We start from the raw sequence: 18,457 nt of genomic DNA on the forward strand, positions 1-18,457 counted from the left end.
TCATTTTATATATGAATTAATTCATCGCTTGAAATCCCTTTTGCAAAATGTAATAGGAAGGCTTCAATCGTTCATGAAATGTCGGCTGCTCCCATTCCTTCCAGCTATATTCCTCCATTGCTATAGGCTGCTGCGTCGTTCCCGGCGTGCTGCCCGTCTTGATATGCTGTATGCCAAAGCTCATTCCATCTACCTTCAGCTTTGATATTTTTCCACGAGCATACATATCATCAATGACATATTTGTGGGAAGGGTCCATCACATTCAGCAGCTGCCACGGAATTCTCATTTCCACTTTTCCATCTTTATAATAAAAATCACTTAATGAATTAAAATCAGGGTTATCCGGATTGCCTATTCCGTATTGGAGCAGCCCCGTCTCATATCCTGCAAAAGGAACGACCGTGTTCAGCGGCGGAACTACATAGCTTTTATTTAAACTAAGCCTGATGGGGTTAAAAATACCCGTGTTCTTATGATGAAAGGCTGGGGTCTTATTGATGAGGCTCGTTTGAACCGCATATCTAAAATAGTAGTTGTCGTAATAGGCATCTACTAACACATGTGAGTCCGTTGGTCCATGAATTTTCACTACAAAGTCTGCATCCTTGCTAAATGTGGAGCCAAGCTGTGAGAAGCTTGTGTTCCCTTGTTCCTTTATCGTATCGATCGGTATGATCAACGTGTCCTTATTAAAATCATAATTTTCAGCATCAATCTTGAGATAGACATATCCCTCATCACTCTTAACGTATAGCTTGGTATGATCGTCAGCATACAAGGGAGTATCGTTTGCCCAATCATCGAACGAACCGTCAATATAACTGATGCTTTTGTCGTTGCCAGGATCAAGCGCTAATAAACCAAAATGCTGCTCATTCGTTTGAGCATTAAGCCAGTATGGCCGTGAATCAGGCAAATCCAAATCATTGTTGTTCCATGTTCGCTTAAACCATTCATCCTGCCACGAAAAAACCAATCCCCCTGCTAAATTAGCAGCGTGAATATCCTTCATCATTTTCATCAGCATATCGCCTTGCGTACGTTCATCTATAAAGCCCTGATTAAAGCCTGTAATTTTATTTTCATGCGCCTTGCCGCGAGAGGCTGGAATGCCAAATTCCGAAATAAGAACAGGCATGGAATGGAACTTCTTAATTTCCTCTAAATAAGCCAAGTAAGGATTTGGTTTGCCCCCGGCATCTTTAAAGTTAATATAATCGGTCTGATAGCTAAATGTATCGGGGTAATAGGGGTACACATGATAAGAGGCAAACATGCCGGCTTTATAGCTGTCATGCCATTTAATATGCTCGACGTTTACTTCTACAAGGTCTTCATTTTTATAAGGCTCGTTAGGATGCTTTAGCGGATCTGTCGTTACCCAATTGGAAAAGGCAACCGGGCTTTGCATGTTATAGGTTGTCATTTCATAATCAATCAGCTTATCTCCTACTTCAGTGAGAAAAGCCTCAAACGGAGATGCACCTACGGTATAAAGGTATTTGCCATCATAATGGCTGCGCTTTGCGTTATTTTCATTCGTGCTGACGACAAGCGAAGGCTCCCATTCAATACCAACAATCCATCCGATGACATACTTCGAAACATCCGAGGTATAATTGCCGTCCGCATGGCCTTTATTTACTGGCAAATAATGATTGCCATGCAAAATATTAATCGTATCTTTTACCGTAACATTCATAYCATTTAGAATCTTGTCATTGCTGCCAAAAGCATCATCGATTGTTGCTAGATCGCTCTCATTAACCCAAACGCCATGAAACACATAAATAGGCTTCTTGCCATTTTTCACTGCATTTTGATTAAAATCAAATAAGGCATTATAAAACTGCGGCCGCTGTATCGTGTACACTCTGATCGTGTTTGCATGCATATCCGAAATATAGCCAAGCCATCTATAGTATTCATCGTATGTAATGGCAACCTCGCCGGGAAAAGCGCCTGGTTTTCCAGCTCCAAGGTTCACACCTTTAATAAATGTTTTCGTCCATTGTCCATTTTCTAATACATAAAAAGAGTTTCCATCCACCTTGCTTACATACTCCGATGCCATTGGCGATGTGGGGTTGTTATGATCTGTTGCATTTATTTTATTTTTCAAAATAAATATGCTTGAATAGGCTATAGCGATTAAAATAAAGATAATAATTGAACCATACATATAGTTCTTACTCGAAATTTTCATTTTAAGCCCCCCGAAAACATTATAAGTATAGATTTGTTTCACTGTCTATTCGGCGCTATACCTCAAATATATCCAATTAAAAATTTATAAGGTTTGAAATCCAATCATTCTCAATTTGATCATACTATATCCAGCAGTTCATGAATGTCCTTTTTTACGACAGGCTCGAGCATCTATTCCTTCACATCGTACGCCATACATTATTTCGCATATTCAAACTCCGCAAAGCTTACCATTCCTTGTCTACCTGAATTTATGACGTTTCAGATGTGTACCGTTTCTAACAAACCGAATGGTGTTTACATGAATTTATAGCGGAATGGAGAAAATACGTTTGACATAAATGTTGGAATTGCATATTATATGAACAAGTATTCATATATTCAACTGGAAGAAGGATGTCTTATGAATGAGTATCGAATAAAGGGACTCTCTTGTGGCGGCTGTGCCCTCCGAATGGAGGAAGAGATTAAACAATTGGAGCATGGCTCGGATGCAAAGCTCAGCTACAACTCAGGAAAATTAACGGTTGATCCGCAAATTTCCATGGCTGCAGTTAAGAAAATTTTAAAGTCAGACAATGCCTATATCGAAGCAAGCTCGGAAGCAAATACGGGACACGATCATAGTTCCCATAGTCATGCTGGACATGATCATGATCACGATCACAGTCATTCCGAAGGCCATTCAAATATGCTCAAATTGCTCATCGTATCGGGCATCATCTATGTTGCCGCATTATTCCTTGATGGTGTGCTCGACAAACAAGCAGTCATTCTATTATATTTGACCGCAACGATTATTAGTGGCTACACCACATTTTTCCGCGGACTTAAAAATTTAATTAAAATGAAGTTTAATATCGATACCTTAATGACGATTGCGTTAATCGGAGCTGTATCCATTGGTGAGTGGAAGGAAGCTACTCTCGTTGCCATCTTGTTTGGACTAAATGAGCTGCTTGAAGGTTATGGTATGGAAAAGGCGCGCCGCTCCATGGAAGCTTTATTTCAAGTTGCGCCTAAAGAAGCTTTAAAAGTAGAAAATGGCCAAGAGATTATCGTTCCGATTGCTTCTCTTCAAATCGGCGATCTTGTAAAAATTAAGCCAGGTGAAAAAATTCCTTCGGACGGCATCGTCTCTGAAGGAAAAAGCTCGGTGAATGAATCGGCAATCACAGGTGAATCACTGCCGGTTGAGAAGGAAGCTGGAGAGCCCGTTTACGGGGGAAGCATTAACAACGAAGGGCTGCTTCTCGTTCAAATTGATAAAGCATACAAGGATTCCTCCTTGGCAAAAATTCTTCATCTCGTTCAAGAAGCACAGGAGACCAAAACGCCAACGGAGCTTTTCATTAATAAATTCGCTAAATATTATACGCCGCTCATTATGATTGTTGCTGCACTTGTTGCCCTTATTCCTCCGCTCCTCTTTCAGGGAGACTGGATTACATGGCTTTATCAAGGTTTATCCGTATTAATTGTAGGCTGCCCTTGCGCATTAATTCTTTCTTCGCCAATTGCTATTGTATCGGGCATTACAAGAAATGCACGGAACGGCGTACTCGTCAAAGGCGGCGTATTTCTAGAGCAGCTTGGCAAGATCGACACGCTTGCTTTTGACAAAACAGGCACGTTAACAAAAGGCGAACCGCATGTTGCCAAATTGGAAGCGTATGATGAAGAACGGTTTTTCCAAGCAGCTGGAGCTATCGAGAAATCGTCCTCCCACCCGCTGGCGAAAGCGATTATGAAGGAAATAGCGAGCAGAAATATGACAATACCAGAACCGGATGAAATTCAAACGATATCAGGTCGAGGAATTAAAGCGAAGGTTAACGGCATTGCATACTGGCTTGGAAATGAAAAAAGCATCGAGCATATTACGATTCCGGATTCTGTCCAAAATCGCATAGAACAATTAAAAAATGACGGTCTTACTCTTGTATTGGTGGCAGACGAGCAGCAAGTACTCGGTATGTTTGGCATTTCAGACGAAATTCGCGAGGAAAGCCGGTCTGTAATCGCATCCTTACACAAGCTGGGAATCAAGCGTACCATTATGCTTACCGGGGATCATCAGAAGACAGCGGAGAAAGTCGCTTCCGCCGTCGGGGTATCCGAGTTTTATGGCAATCTTCTGCCGGAAGATAAAGTGAAGAAGATTAAAGAGCTTTCAGCAAGCCACCATGTCGCGATGATAGGTGACGGTATTAATGACGCTCCTGCTCTAGCCTCTGCGCAGCTCGGCATTGCGATGGGCAAAGGAACAGACAGTGCGATTGAAACAGCCGATATCGTCCTCATGCAGGATCACTTGGGGAAGCTGCCCGAAGCCGTTTCCATTGCCAAAAAGGTCAATCGCGTCATCCGCTTTAACATTTGCGTCTCGCTCGGACTGAAAATAATCGCATTATTGCTTACCATTCCCGGCTGGCTTACCTTATGGATTGCGATTCTCTCTGATATGGGAGCGACTATATTTGTTACGCTTGTCAGCTTGACCATATTAATTGAACGAAAAAAGCGTGCAGATTAAATTCATACGCAAATAAACAAGAGCCGTTAGCATTATGCTGACGGCTCTTCGCTTGTTTGATCATTCGCGCTCCTTCGGCTGATCGGGTTTTTCATCCGGGTCTATCAGTCCTTTTGCCCCTTTTTTAAATTCTGACAGCGTCGTTCCAATCGCTCGCCCAAGCTGAGGCAGCTTGGATGGTCCAAACAGCAGCAAGCCTAAAATCACAAGCAATACAATTCCTGCAACACCTATATTCGGCATTCTGAACTCCCCATTCCCGTTTGGTTCTAGAAGTTAACTAACAAAGCTGTTACATACATCAGCAAAATGCCAAGTGTTAAACCTGAGAAATTGAGCCACGAAACGGCAGGTGCTTCTGCAGCCTTTGCATCCCTAACCATCATTTTAAAAATGACATAAATAACTTGTATAATGGCCCCTGCGCCAATACCGAAGAATAAGGCCGCCAGCGTTTGATTAAAGACAAATCCACCGATCCACGTTCCGATAATAGCAGGACCGCCGCCTAAGAGTGCTAATGCGAGGAAAGTCTTGTAAGTTGGTTTTGCTTTTAAAAGCGGCGCCGCTATGCCAATGCCTTCAGTAATGTTATGCAGCGTAAACCCAATAATAAGGAAGGATCCAAGCGCAGCCTCACCCGCGGCAAAAGCAGCACCTATCGCAAGCCCTTCACCGAGATTATGGAGACCTATTCCACTCGCGATTTTGAAGGATACCTGCTTGCCAGGATCATTATGCTGGATTGCCTTTTTGGATTTCGTCTGATCAATGGCTATGAGGAATAAGAAGCTTAATGCCGCACCGAACCAGACTAGGCCAGTGCCTTGAAATACGCCGGGTGCTTCCGCACCAAGCTCTAATCCTTCTTGTATGGTATCCACAGCAAGAAAAAATAAAAGTCCAACTGTAAATGCCAATACCGCCTGAATGCCTTTGCTTGAGAAACGACGCATAAAAGGATACCATAGCAATCCCAGCCCAACTGGAACGACACCGACATAAAAACCAATTAGTGAATATTGCAGAAATCGATTGGTATCGGCAGTTGGCGTTTTCATTGCAGCAGGTACATCCCCTGTAAATATTAATCCGTTAGAGGTGATAAGCTTAATTTGATGAGGATCTCCCTCCACCCAAGGATAAGGAATATAGATCGTCGAGCTGCCGAATCTCTCAAGCGTAGGACTAGGTGAGAAGGAAGCATTCCAAAAAGAATCATCGACAACAACTTGAGCAACCGTCAGCTCCTTTGGCCCAGAATTAAGTATACGAACTTCAAATCCATCATCCGTCAAAATAATACGTTCAAAATTGAGCACTTCAATCGGAGCCGCTTGCTGTTCTTCTACACCTGTACCCCATGAAGCGATAACAGAAATCAAGCCAGCCAGCAGCAGCAAGGGCATTATGCCAAGCAGCCAGACTGCTTTTTTACCCAGCTTTTTATTTATTATTTCACTTTGCACATCGCACACCCCCTCTACTTAACCGACTTCAAAAAATCCCATCCAGCCGAGCTCCGTAAACTCACTTTGATGAGCATGGAACATATATTTTCCAGGAGCGGGAAACGTAACTTCAATGATGCCTCTCTCCCCTTGGCACTGCATAATCGTATCTGTATATTGCGGCCTCGCATCTGGGTCAGCGCCGGTGGCATAATAGTGAAAGAAATTAGCATGCAAGTGAAAGGAGTTAATCGGATCAAATTCCGTTAAATTACTTAAATAAATACGAACCAGCTCACCCGTTTTCACCTTAATCGGTCTAGATTGGTACGCAAATGCGTAGCCATTGACCGTGTAAACCTCGTTCTCGCCATCTAAGTCCAGATCAAAGCCATTCATGACCATACTTAGCTCTTTTGCAGGTTTCCTTGGTTTCTTAGGATCAATAATGAAGTGACCATATAGGCCCTTGTGAATATGTCTAATCAGCGGAGGAACATGACAGTGATAGGGCTGCAGCCCTGCTGGCTTGGCTTCAAATTCATACACAAATTCACTGCCCGTCGAAATAGGCTCTAAACCATCCATGTGGGTTGGATGAATACCGTGAAAATGTATGGAATGCGGGTGCGCGGACCCGTTCCCGAACTTGACTCGTACGATATCCCCCTCCGTACAACGAAGTGTCGGCCCTGGAATCGTGCCGTTGAATGTCCATCCTGGAAATTTAATGCCCTTCGCTATTTCCACCTCAGCATCCCATGCCTGTATATCGTATTCTCTAATCGTCCTGCCATCTGGAGAAGTACTAACGACCCCATAATCAAAAGCCGTTAATGCTTTTACTGCCGCTTCAAGCCCCGGCGTTGAATCAGTTCCCGGATCATAACCATGCGCCATCCCTTGTTTCATCTGGTCTTTGAGCGTATGATGCATTTCTTCCTTCCCCATCGCATGAACAGACCTGCCAAATAATGCACTTGTATTTAAGAAACTGCCTCCGATCACACCTAGTACGCCGGCAGCCCCGACCTTAAGGATGTTTCGTCTTGAGAACTGCCGATTTGGATCAAATACCATTCGATTCACCTCCATGTTAATATAAGGGATTAATTTTGCCCTAATGCAAAATTATTGATAAAAAAAATTTATTTCACTTAAGGACAATTAGTTTACCTGAGGAAACTTTTTTGGTATGAGTAAAATATATGCTAACCTAGGCATGTTGTAAAGTGTTTTTTTTGAAGCTTGTATATGCTCGGGAGCATACTGCATCATTGAAAAAAAGGCTTCCCTCGAGTTCGATAAACTCACGGGAAACCTCTCTCTCCTATTTCGTAGAAGAATATGAATCACAATAGCCTGCAACATACGAGCAAAAATCTTCGTTTAGAATTGTAGTTCATTATTAATTAAAGTGGAGACAAAACTAGATGAGAAAAAAAGTACTGCTACCTCTTCTTATTCTTTTGATAATCGCAACAGCTGTGTTATTTATCATAAAAAGTCTTCAAGCTGATCCATTAAAAAAGTCCCTTTCCATTGAACAGAAACCATCCGAGAATTCATCTGATACACTCTTAGTCAAAGACGAAAATGGAAAAAACTTAAAGCTAAAGATTAATGATATTCCTCCGTATAAGCTATATTTACAATCGCAAGAGGATAGCAAGACTGAAATCGAGCGGACCCAATCAGAAGCGCTCACTCTCTCCACTCCAGAACATTTCATATTGTTAAAGTACAGTTGTGGTAATAAGCAATGTTCAACCATTTTAGTGAAGGAAAGCAACTCCACAATTACAAGTCTCGCTTTGGGTGACGGCATTTTTCAAGACTATCAACTATCTCCGGATAAAACAGAGCTGCTGTTACGATACGGTTATAGCGAAGGCGGAGAAATTGTTCGTCATACGCTGATTGCTGTTGATTTATTAACTATGGAAAAAATACCTTTTGAATCTACAGCGTTAACGAACGAATACATGTCTACTCCAATCTGGCCTATACTCGACTATCAATGGATCGAGAAAGATCGGTTTATGATCGAGTCGGCTGATTTAGCATCATCAGATTATGAAGCAGTGAAGCACTGGTACACTTCAACTGAAAAGAAAACAAAAATCGTTGAAATCTTTATAAATAAAGCTAAAAATTAGAGCCCATTCCTTTTTTATTTCTTTGTGGGCTCTTTCGGTGTGTAGATCGTTTTATCATTTCCATCAAGGATTAGCGCTGATTTCGCTGGTATGACCTCGCCTTGAAAGTTAAAAGAAGCTTCCGAGAAGTTAGCCACTACTTTCAACGCTTTACCATATTCCGTCATCTGAACGAGTTTGTCCTCTGTTAGAACTTTATAATCCGTCATTTCTTCCTTTATCGCTTTTTTACTAAAGTTTGACCATACCTTAGAATGATTCACTATGGTTTCCTTATGTTTTTCCCACTCATGTTTATCTAGATGATATAACGGAGGCACATTATAAAGAATTTCATACAGCATTCGATTCGAAATTTCATCTTCTATTTTTAAAGTTCCCCAGCCCCACCAATAAGTCGTGATCACGGAATTGTTGTAAACTAACTTATACAATGGGATCGTGTAGCTAGAATCCAAAAACAGTTTCTTGTACTTTTCCTTTAACGGTATTTGTTTAGCAAATAATTCAGGAACTCCGCCGTTGCTCGAATAATATCTTCCTACATAATATTCGCTTTCTTTATTTGTGCTCATATCCTTATCCATCCATGAGAATGATGGCGTCTCTATTCCATGCGCAAAAGCAACCGTTTGGTTAGCAAAATCGTTGCCACCCTCTGTTCCAACGACCAGCTTCCATTCTTTTTGCAAATACGCCATTCGCTTTATTCTAGCCTGAATATCTTCTTCTTCCGTAGTAATATGCTCTGGCGAATAGTCATCGAAGATTTCTCCAGTACCATCCGTATCTAGAAACCATGAGTTAAAAGCTAAACCTGTATTGAAAATCGATGTTACTCTTTCTTCTACACTAGGCAGGGCAAGCGTTGGGTTGAGTTTTCTGCCTTCTCCTTGGAACCCTACAATTTTTTTCCCATTCTTATCGGTTACTGTTGCATTCTCGTAAAGGGAAGTATCCTTAAACTTAGCCGTCGTCCATTTCTCTTTTCCTGGTTCATGGATTGAATGATACGAGTCATAGGTGCCAATTAAATAACCAAGACTTTCTGCCTCTTTGACAAACGCAGGTTTAATAAACCCTTCCTGCCAATCATCCAAACCAATCCACATATTGTCGAGCCCAGACTGCTTCATATCCTTTATGACATCAATCGTATTGGCATCTGCCCACTTCTCAATGAGATCCACTGCAGCACCAAGCACGCTTTTTAACAATCGTTTATTCAGATCAATCAATTCAACAGCGTTCAAATTTTCTATACCGCTGCTTAATAATCGCTGAGTTTCTTCATCTAAGTCAGTAAATATTTTGGAATCATAAAATTCTTTTAGCTGCATGACCGCACTTAAACTTTTTACGATTCTGTTTATCGTGTATTTGTCTACATAGTCTAAACGATTTAAATCGTCAAAGGCGGATGAAAGCTCTGCTCCATCTTCCACTTTAGTTTTTAATAGCTCCTGAATCCATAATCTCAGTTTTTCGGGAAGATTGCTCCTCAGCTTTGCCCATTGTATATTTTCTTCTGAAATGACCGTTCTGTCCCAAAAATAAGCATGCGGTGCTCCGTAAAGCTTTTCGATATTGCTATTTTCTTTAGCCTTATCCGCCAAGCTTTTGAATTCACCCTGTTCAATCAAATAATCTTTATATTTTTTTGCGACAGCTGTTGGATTTTTTTTCGTTACATAAATTCTAAAACCGTATTCCTTTTGTTTATTAATCACTGGAAATTCATGATGAAAAGTAAACTGGATGTCGCTATCGGTATTAAAAACAATTTCATTGTTATATGCATTTTTAATGATGTACATCAACGAGTATTCGCTTTTATCAGCTGCAAAAAATGGCATCGAGAAAGACTCAATGACTTTCATTTCTTGTTCACTCAAATACTCTTTCCACGTCTGATCATCGCTTGGAATATACTTTCCTTGGTTTAATGGAAGCATATACCCATCACCCGTTACGATTGGCCATGCAAAGCTATTTTCCTCCGCCTTGCTGGATTTGATCGTTACATCTACATAGTTCGCTTTTTTTTCAATTTCAACGTCCATTTGTTTCTCTGGATAGGTCCAGCTAATTTGGTCTCCGCTGTTTTTTACATTTGAAACTGTCATTTTGTCCAGTGGTTCCGATGCTTTTTCAGTCATTCCACCCGACTCGACCTCAAGCGCGAAGGTTTCTGGATCTACGTTAAAGCTAAAATCCACATCTTCTATTTGTGCATTTACTTCTCCGCCACGCGTATTATTGTCGTCCTTGCACCCCGCAAGAACACTTACTGTGATTGCAGCCAGCATGATGATGGCTATTATTTTTTTCATGTCTCGCACCTCCTGAATCAGACTACATCAGGGGTGTTACGCCAATGTTACAAAAAATATGTTCAAGCAACTAAATATTTTTTTTCCAATCATAAAGTCCGCGATAAAGCCGTTAAGCGCTGCATTCCTTCCCTCAATAATGCCTCACTCGCAAAAGAATAACTGAGCCGGATCCACGATTTCAGCTCGCCGAGCGGATCAAATATTTCTCCGGGAACGAAGGAAATGGATTGCTCCCTGCTTTTTTTAAGAAGAGCTTCTCCTGAAATATTGCTTGGAAGTTTAACCCATAAATTAAGCCCGCCCTGTGGTGCCGTCCATTCCCAGCCTGCTATGGCAAGCTCCTCTTCCATGATCTCTTTATGAACCTGCAGCGCAATACGAAGCTTTTCCACATGCTGCTGCAGCCTCGGTGAGGCGAAATAATGCAAAAATATTTTCTGATTAAGCTGCGGAGTCCCGTTATCCGCAAGCGCCTTCGCTTTGATTAACTGCTCCATGAATGGATAGCGGCAGGCTGCAGCACAAATCCGCAGACCGGGCGCAATATATTTGCTGAAGCTGCTAATATAGATGACCCAGCCCTCCGTGTCATAAGCGAATAAGGGAAGCGGGGGCGGCTCAACAAAATACATATCTCGAAACGGATCATCCTCCACGATAAGGCAGCGGTAACGCTCCGCCAATTCCACCAGCAATTTGCGCTGCCAAGCTGGAACAGTATAACCGGTCGGATTTTGGTGGGTTGGATTCATATAGAACATACGCGGCTTATGCTTGCGCATCAAGGCTTCTACTTCTGCCAAGTCATAACCTTCCGGTGTAATCGCAACAGGAATAAGCCGCGCGCCTTGCCTGCGAAAAATATCCATCGCTACGCCGTAGGTCGGTCGCTCAATCAACACCGCATCCATCGGTCCAAGCATAATCTGGGCAATCAAATTTATGGCCTGCTGAGCACCTGATGTGATTAACAATTCCTCCGATGACAGCTGTAATCGATGATGCTCTCTGAAATGCTGGCTCAGCGACTCGCGAAGCTCTTCATCCCCCTGAACACTGGCATAAGTCCCCATAACCTTAGGATAGAGATCAAATACTTTTTTCACATAGTCCGATAAGAACAAATTCGGCAGCAAATTAGGATCAATCAGCGCTTGAGAGAACTGATACTTAGCTGGAATTCGGTGAATATCAGATAACGAGTTATTCACCGCATAAGAGGTAACGACGGTGCTCTCTTCCAACCCTTCAGAAAAGTCATCGTCCTCCGATACGTAATATCCCGATTTGTCTTTTACATACACTTTGCCGTCCTCAGCCAGCAATCTATAGGCTTTAAATACCGTGAGCCGATGCACATTGATCTCTTCAGCAAGCAATCGTATCGACGGTAATTTTTGATGGGCTTTCCATTCCCCTCGCTCTACACGGTTCAAGATATAATCATACACTTGCCGGAATAACGGATGGGCTTGATGCGCTCCCGATTCTTTTTTCATCTGTTCATAACACCTCTTCGCGGCTACCTATTTCTATTATTGTACACGAAATATTTATCCTTCTGTTCTGTTCCATACAATCTGTTCTGCCTTGCTCCCTATATGATTAACAAAATACAATCTCGATCCGACATCTAAAGGGGAAATGAACATGATTTTTTTGGCTTATGCGCTCGTATGTCTTATATTTGGCACAACCTTTCTGGCAATTAAAATCGGAGTAGACGCCGGTGCTCCCCCTTTCTTCTCGGCAGGGCTTCGCTTTTTTCTGGCTGGCGCTATTCTGTTTCTCTGGATGGTTTGGAAACGCAAGGCTAGCTTCTCCCTGCTGCTGCGCAAAGAGATGCTGTTCACTGGGGCGACTCTGACGTTTGGCACCTTCTCTACGCTGTACTGGGCGGAGCAATATGTATCTTCTGGACTCGCGGCTGTGTTATCGGCTACGGGACCCATCATGATTTTGCTGCTGCAAACGGCTATTCTTCGGCAAAAATCTCCCAAACACTCGCTATACGGCTGCATTATTGGCTGCATCGGCGTGCTGCTGTTAGTTTTGCCCAATCTTTCGGTGGATGTATCACCCTTGTGGATTGTAGGCTGCGGAGCCATACTCATAGGAGAATGCTGCTATGCAACAGGTGCGCTATATTCCAAAAAAGTAATCAACCGCATGTCCGATGTTTCACCGATAGCCATGAACGCGGCACAAATGATGGTTGGCGGAGCGATGATGTTCATTTTATCTGTGTTCACCGAAGAGGTGCACCTTGAATCCTTTGCATCATTTCAGACGGCAGGCTCATTAATTTATCTGATTGTGATTGGTTCCATGGTTGGGCATACCTTATTCTACTGGCTCGTAGCAAAGACGAATCCCGTTTTCCCATCTACATGGCTCTATATCTCTCCTCCGATTGCTGTAGGAGTCGGCGTACTCTTTTATGATGAGACAATCTCTTGGATTACACTTCTTGGTATCATTACGATTATTGGTGGAACCGTCCTTGTAAATGCAGGTGCACTCAGACAGTTAATTGTTAAGCGAAGATTGAAGGAGTAGAGTGTTTAAAAGATWAAAAAAGGCAGCCAATAAGTTCATTGAACTTATTGGCTGCCTCTAATTTTTAAAAAGATGTATTTTGTCCAAGTTACTCGAACAAATCTGATTAAGCAGTCTGCTTCTGCTCATCCTCTTGTGGTGCCTTCGTTTTGCGAATGAAGAGACCGATAAGAATTGCGAGGACAGAGAGAATTCCGCCGACGATAAACGCACTGTGAAGACCAGCTACCATTGCAGGTATTCCTTCAGCAGGGTTGGTCGGATCCGGAGATGTAGACATATAATCTCTCATGCCGGAAGACATAATGCTTACGAACAAGGCTACACCAACCGCACCTGCCACTTGCTGCAGCGTGCTCATAACCGCCGTACCATGCGCGTACAATCTGCGCGGCAGCTGATTAAGCCCTGTCGTCTGCGCTGGCATCATCACTAATGAGATACCAATCATCATCAAGATATGTAGGAATACAACATATCCGCTCGTCCATGCTGCATCAATTCCAGAAAACAGCCAAATGGATACACTCATCAAGATGAGACCCGGTATAACGAGCACCCTTGGTCCAAATTTGTCAAACAAAATACCGGAGACCGGTGCCATAATACCATTCAAGATACTGCCGGGCATCATAACAAGACCAGCGCTAAGTGCAGTAAGCATCATGACATTTTGCAAAAATAGCGGAAGCATAATCATTGTAGAGAACATAGCCATCATAAGTACAAGCATTAGCACCGTAACGAGCGAAAACATGGGGTAACGGAAAACACGCATATCGAGCATCGGTTCCTTCACCGCAAGTTGACGCCATACAAATGAAATCAAGCTGATTCCGCCTACAATCAGGCACCAGACAACTTTAGGATCTGACCACGAGCCTTCTCCTGCGCTGCTAAAGCCATAGACGATGCCCCCAAAACCGATGGAGGAGAGCAGGATGGAAATAATGTCGACCTTTGGTTTCGTCAATTCACTTACATTTTTCAAATAAATTGCTGCATAAACGATAGAAACGACCGCCAAAGGAATGACCAGATAGAAGAGCCATCTCCAGTTAAGCGAGTCAACGATAAGACCAGATAATGTAGGCCCAATAGCCGGAGCGGACATCATGACCAGACCGATCAATCCCATTGCGCCGCCCCTCTTCTCTGGAGGGAAAATGATAAGAATCGTATTCATCAATACAGGTATCATTAATCCTGTTCCCAAAGCTTGAACAACACGTCCGACAAGCAGAAACTCAAATATTGGTGCTGTCGCACATATCACCGTACCCGCAAGGAATAAAATCATTGCCCCGAGAAACATTTGACGTGTGCTAAACCATTGTTGCAAAAGTGCTGTTATAGGGACAAGAATACCGACTACGAGCATATAGGCTGTAGCCAGCCATTGTACAGTCGTTTCCGTGATGCTGAAATATCTCATGAGCTCTGGGAAAGCAATGTTCAGCAAGGTTTCATTCAGAATCGATACAAATGCGCCAATAATGAGTGCAGCAACGATCGGTCCTTTCTTGATTTTGCTCAAATCTAGGTTAGAATTAACCTCCATAGTAGGGCCGTTCAAGAATACTCCTCCTCCAATTTTCTCTTCTCTTTTCGGACAATTGTCCGCATTACTTACAAAATATACCGAACATTTGTCCTCATTGTCAATAACCTAAATTATGACACTAACGAAATGAACATTCAACTTCTTTGCTTCATGAATTCCGTTGAATATTTCAAAACTTTACAGCTTGATCCCTCAAGTTAGCATCTATGCTGAAGGCATAAAAAAAGAGCCCTAATCTTTCAAAGGCTCTGTGGGACTGACTTATCTTTTTACTTTTCTTTGTTTCATATCTGTGCTAATCTTTTTCCATTTTGCTTTTTCAGAGGCTGCCAATCGCGCATCTTCCTTACGTGCTAGATACGCCAACTCACGTTGGAGTTTGAGATAGCTTTCAAAACGAGCCTGCTCCAAAGATCCATCAGCTATTGCCTTTCGGACAGAACAGCCTGGCTCTTGCTCATGCTTGCAGTCATTGAATCGGCAAGTATTTGCGATTGAATCTACGTCATCAAATGCACCACGGAACCCTTCATCGGCCTCCCAGAGCTGAAGCTCCCTCATACCAGGTGTATCAATCATCAGTGCTCCACTCGGTAATTGAACAAGCTCGCGATGCGTCGTCGTATGACGACCGCGATCATCCCCGCCACGCACATCATTCACTCGTTGCAGATCAACACCGCTCAATTTGTTAATCAGTGTAGACTTACCTACGCCCGAAGAACCTATCAGCGCAATCGTGTTGCCTATACTCAAATATGGTGCGAGCTGATCTAGCCCTTCTCCTTGCGAAGCACTGACTACATGAATAGGGACAGCAATCGCAATGGACTCTACCTCTGCGATGCGTGCATCCAAATCGTCGCATAAATCTGCTTTGCTTAGCACGATGACCGGCGCAGCGCCGCTTTCCCATGCAAGGATCAAGTAACGTTCCATCCTGCGTATATTAAAGTCATTATTTAAGGCATTCACTAAAAAAACAGTATCAACGTTAGCGGCTACAATCTGCTCTTCTACCGTGTCTCCAGCCACTTTACGGGAAAATTTGCTCTTTCGTGGCAGCAGCGCATGAATCGAAGCTTTCTGTTCCTCCAGCCTCGGTTTTATAACTACCCAGTCACCGACTGCTGGAAAATCCTCTCGACCTGTTGCTTCAAAACGCAGTTTACCCGTTACTTCGCCCATGAGCTCGCCATGCTCACTCAATAGACGGTACATGTTTTTATGCTCCAATATAATTCGCCCAGCACTATACCCTTGTTTGGCATAAGCGGCAAAATGATTAGAAAAATACTCATTCCAACCTAATGATTGTAATACCGTATTCGTTGTTTGTTGATTCACTGCGGATTCCCCCTGTAATTGGTTATTCATATGGCTAACGCCAAAACCAGTCACAGTTGAATCCTCATTTGGGAAACGAAATTATTGTTCGCTTGAAAGGAGGATTCCTGTGACCCCGACTGCCGCACCTTCAATAATAGTTAATTTCTCCATTTTCATCTCTCCCCTCAAGCCAGCTTAGCTAGCTTGCAACTAAATTTCTCCATTATTGTAGCATGAAAACGAAACATTGCGAAATAACGAAAACATAAGGTTTCTTTCTCTCCTTCTATAGCTATAGAAAAAAGACCTATCGCCAGTTCTAATGAACGAGAGATAGGTCGTACTCATTAATTCAAAAAGCCGTCAAGCGCAATTGTTGGTTTGCCGTCCGCCTGCCAAGCTCCCTTATTATAACCTCCGTTATAACCAGGGGTCGCTTCCGGTTCCCAATAAAACACGCCAAGCCCTTTTCCACCTGCAATATTACGTATTTTTGTCTTTATATCAGCGACAAAGCTTTTGGCAGCGGCAGGCTGGTTATAATCCATACCAATTTCGGTAATCATAACCGGCTTGCCATAACGCGATATCATATTGTTGGAGTTGCTGACCGTTTGCGTAACCTTAGTCGACCAATCAGCACTGGTAGGATAAAGTGACATCCCGATAATATCGAAGGTCGCTCCGCTCGCGATCAGTCCGCCGATATTCCAGACAAATAAACTGTTGTCATAACCGTTGGACAAGTGGACAATCGTTTTTGTAGCTGAACTAATGGACTTGACCGCATTGTTGCCAGTGTTGATCAGCCAAGCGTAGTTTTGCATGTTTAAGGAAGCTTTCCCGTCATTCCAGAGCATGCCATCGTTCGTTTCGTTGCCGATTTGCACCCAATCAGGCGTGACACCTTTGCTTTGCATAGCTGTCATTACCTCACGCGTATGATTCCAAACAGCATCCATCAGCTGCTGGAACGAATAGCTCGCCCAAGCAGCGGGCTTAGTCTGTTTTCCGGGGTCCGCCCACGAATCGCTGTAGTGCAATGTAAGCATGACGCTCATCCCAGCATCCTTCGCCCGCTTCGCCAAGGTTGCAGCGCGATCTTTATTCATATACCCATTGCCATAGTTCGAAGAAGGATTGACGAATACTCGAATACGTACGGAGTTGATTTGGTAATCCTGCTTCAAAATTTGAATAATGTCCCTAGTTACACCGTTTTTGTCCTTCCACGTATACCCTTGCGCCTCCATAGCGTCTACCCAGCTAATGTCCGCACCTTTGGCAAATGCAGGTGCTGCGCTGACGTGCGGCACAGATCCCCCATTCACCCCAAAAATAGTCATTAACAAGGCGACAACAAGCGTCAAACTGTAAAACCTTCGTTTCATACATTCTCCTCCTTCACCTGAATGTTGAAGCATCGAAATTAAATGTATGCGCTTTCAATGTTGTGTTCTTATTATAGAGGCTGCCAAGCTTTGGCAAACAGGATACAATTGCAACATCCGTTATGTTATTGAAGTCAATTACAAAAATGATTAGACTAATCTTAATAACGGAAGCGGGAGGAAAGTCATGTGGAGGATTCATTATTGAAGAAAAATGGCCTATATTCCTTACCTCTGCACCAAGAATCTAAAATGAAGTGGTCGCTCCACATTCTATATAGCTTTATAATAGTCTTGTTTATTAGCTTCATCATGATACCCGGAGATGGTCAAGAAAAAACCATAGTAAACATTTTGTTTCTAGCGTTCGCCATTTTTTTCGGATACATATGGCTTGCTATGACTTTATTTAACAAACCTTATTTAAAAATCACCAATGAATCTCTCGAATACAAATGGTTATTCGGTCGCAAAGTTATCCTAATGAACGATATATACAGAGTAGAGTGCTTTTCCGAAAGTGGAGTCAATAAACTTGGAATCTGGGCTAGCGAGCGAGGAAGTCGTTCATTTTGGGAAATTACAAACCGAATTTTGGGCAGGGACTATTCAGTAAGTATCGTAATGTCCAATTTTCAAAATATTAATTTTGAAACATTACGTTTAACTATACTTTCAAAAATCAATAGTGCGCATAACCTTCCATGATCATTTCTCTAACGAACTGTATAATGCTTATTATGTTGAAAACTGATTTGTTTTTAATTTAACGAATCTAATTAACGTTATATCACGAGTTACAGGGTTTCATGAGCTACTTTGCTCGAAATAACGATTCTGGGGTTCGTTACAATTGTAATTCATTATAAATGGTACAAATAAGATCTGCTGGGTTCGTAAGCTATAGGTTTGATAAGGGGA

The 18,457-nt window shown here is 42.6% G+C and carries 13 protein-coding genes; 4 read left to right on the plus strand and 9 right to left on the minus strand.

Annotated elements, in window-relative coordinates; all coding sequences use genetic code 11:
• Positions 1 to 16 precede the first annotated feature (16 nt).
• Positions 17 to 2,209 carry a family 2 glycosyl transferase gene (locus AB4Z50_RS06815; RefSeq protein WP_441877244.1) on the minus strand — a complete coding sequence of 731 codons (2,193 nt, stop codon included), beginning with the start codon at positions 2,207 to 2,209 and terminating at the stop codon, positions 17 to 19.
• Positions 2,210 to 2,614: 405 nt separating this feature from the next.
• Here AB4Z50_RS06815 and AB4Z50_RS06820 point away from each other — a divergent pair, with 405 nt between their 5' ends.
• Positions 2,615 to 4,747: a heavy metal translocating P-type ATPase gene (locus AB4Z50_RS06820; RefSeq protein ID WP_441877247.1), complete on the plus strand. Its 2,133-nt coding sequence runs from the start codon at positions 2,615 to 2,617 to the stop codon at positions 4,745 to 4,747.
• A gap of 60 nt (positions 4,748 to 4,807) precedes the next feature.
• Here the strand turns inward: AB4Z50_RS06820 and AB4Z50_RS06825 are convergent, their stop codons facing one another.
• The 3 genes from AB4Z50_RS06825 to AB4Z50_RS06835 are packed head-to-tail and all read right to left on the minus strand — an operon-like array spanning position 4,808 to position 7,098.
• Positions 4,808 to 4,990, minus strand: a complete 183-nt coding sequence (locus AB4Z50_RS06825) for a twin-arginine translocase TatA/TatE family subunit (RefSeq protein WP_076269692.1) — start codon at positions 4,988 to 4,990, stop codon at positions 4,808 to 4,810.
• A gap of 26 nt (positions 4,991 to 5,016) precedes the next feature.
• On the minus strand, positions 5,017 to 6,216 hold the full coding sequence (locus tag AB4Z50_RS06830; RefSeq protein ID WP_441877250.1) for a ZIP family metal transporter: 1,200 nt from the start codon (positions 6,214 to 6,216) through the stop codon (positions 5,017 to 5,019).
• Positions 6,217 to 6,234: 18 nt separating this feature from the next.
• Positions 6,235 to 7,098: a multicopper oxidase domain-containing protein gene (locus tag AB4Z50_RS06835; protein ID WP_372239017.1), complete on the minus strand. Its 864-nt coding sequence runs from the start codon at positions 7,096 to 7,098 to the stop codon at positions 6,235 to 6,237.
• A gap of 533 nt (positions 7,099 to 7,631) precedes the next feature.
• On the opposite strand from AB4Z50_RS06835, the gene AB4Z50_RS06840 reads away from it, so the two are divergent.
• A complete protein-coding gene (locus tag AB4Z50_RS06840) occupies positions 7,632 to 8,357 on the plus strand; it encodes a hypothetical protein (protein ID WP_441877253.1) in 726 nt (241 codons plus the stop codon).
• Positions 8,358 to 8,371: 14 nt separating this feature from the next.
• On the opposite strand, the gene AB4Z50_RS06845 is transcribed toward AB4Z50_RS06840, so the two are convergent.
• Together AB4Z50_RS06845 and AB4Z50_RS06850 are read right to left on the minus strand one after the other, a co-directional pair.
• Positions 8,372 to 10,690 (minus strand): glycoside hydrolase, encoded by a 2,319-nt coding sequence (locus AB4Z50_RS06845; RefSeq protein WP_441877256.1) that lies wholly within the window; start codon positions 10,688 to 10,690, stop codon positions 8,372 to 8,374.
• Between the two features lie 89 nt (positions 10,691 to 10,779).
• Positions 10,780 to 12,192, minus strand: coding sequence for an aminotransferase-like domain-containing protein (locus tag AB4Z50_RS06850; protein ID WP_441877259.1), 1,413 nt, complete (start codon positions 12,190 to 12,192; stop codon positions 10,780 to 10,782).
• A 151-nt stretch (positions 12,193 to 12,343) separates the two neighbouring features.
• Here AB4Z50_RS06850 and AB4Z50_RS06855 point away from each other — a divergent pair, with 151 nt between their 5' ends.
• Positions 12,344 to 13,252, plus strand: a complete 909-nt coding sequence (locus AB4Z50_RS06855) for a DMT family transporter (RefSeq protein ID WP_441877262.1) — start codon at positions 12,344 to 12,346, stop codon at positions 13,250 to 13,252.
• A gap of 106 nt (positions 13,253 to 13,358) precedes the next feature.
• Here the strand turns inward: AB4Z50_RS06855 and AB4Z50_RS06860 are convergent, their stop codons facing one another.
• The 3 genes from AB4Z50_RS06860 to AB4Z50_RS06870 form a co-directional block, all read right to left on the minus strand.
• Positions 13,359 to 14,813, minus strand: coding sequence for a DHA2 family efflux MFS transporter permease subunit (locus AB4Z50_RS06860; protein WP_441877582.1), 1,455 nt, complete (start codon positions 14,811 to 14,813; stop codon positions 13,359 to 13,361).
• Between the two features lie 264 nt (positions 14,814 to 15,077).
• Positions 15,078 to 16,163, minus strand: a complete 1,086-nt coding sequence (rsgA, locus tag AB4Z50_RS06865; RefSeq protein ID WP_441877265.1) for a ribosome small subunit-dependent GTPase A — start codon at positions 16,161 to 16,163, stop codon at positions 15,078 to 15,080.
• A gap of 329 nt (positions 16,164 to 16,492) precedes the next feature.
• On the minus strand, positions 16,493 to 17,491 hold the full coding sequence (locus AB4Z50_RS06870; protein WP_441877585.1) for a glycoside hydrolase family 53 protein: 999 nt from the start codon (positions 17,489 to 17,491) through the stop codon (positions 16,493 to 16,495).
• 234 nt (positions 17,492 to 17,725) lie between these two features.
• Between AB4Z50_RS06870 and AB4Z50_RS06875 the strand changes: the two genes are divergently transcribed.
• Entirely contained in the window at positions 17,726 to 18,244 is a 519-nt protein-coding gene (locus AB4Z50_RS06875; RefSeq protein WP_441877268.1) for a hypothetical protein, read from the plus strand.
• Positions 18,245 to 18,457: the final 213 nt, after the last annotated feature.

Origin of the sequence: Paenibacillus sp. 2TAB26 (genome assembly GCF_052115145.1) — a bacterium.
In the GTDB taxonomy this organism is placed as follows: domain Bacteria; phylum Bacillota; class Bacilli; order Paenibacillales; family Paenibacillaceae; genus Pristimantibacillus.

Coding starts and splice junctions, on each gene's coding strand:
- AB4Z50_RS06820 (WP_441877247.1), top strand. CDS start 2,615: ATGAATGAGTATCGAATAAAGGGACTCTCTTGTGGCGGCTGTGCCCTC.
- AB4Z50_RS06825 (WP_076269692.1), bottom strand. CDS start 4,990: ATGCCGAATATAGGTGTTGCAGGAATTGTATTGCTTGTGATTTTAGGC.
- AB4Z50_RS06835 (WP_372239017.1), bottom strand. CDS start 7,098: ATGGCGCATGGTTATGATCCGGGAACTGATTCAACGCCGGGGCTTGAA.
- AB4Z50_RS06840 (WP_441877253.1), top strand. CDS start 7,632: ATGAGAAAAAAAGTACTGCTACCTCTTCTTATTCTTTTGATAATCGCA.
- AB4Z50_RS06845 (WP_441877256.1), bottom strand. CDS start 10,690: ATGAAAAAAATAATAGCCATCATCATGCTGGCTGCAATCACAGTAAGT.
- AB4Z50_RS06850 (WP_441877259.1), bottom strand. CDS start 12,192: ATGAAAAAAGAATCGGGAGCGCATCAAGCCCATCCGTTATTCCGGCAA.
- AB4Z50_RS06855 (WP_441877262.1), top strand. CDS start 12,344: ATGATTTTTTTGGCTTATGCGCTCGTATGTCTTATATTTGGCACAACC.
- AB4Z50_RS06860 (WP_441877582.1), bottom strand. CDS start 14,813: ATGGAGGTTAATTCTAACCTAGATTTGAGCAAAATCAAGAAAGGACCG.
- AB4Z50_RS06870 (WP_441877585.1), bottom strand. CDS start 17,491: ATGACTATTTTTGGGGTGAATGGGGGATCTGTGCCGCACGTCAGCGCA.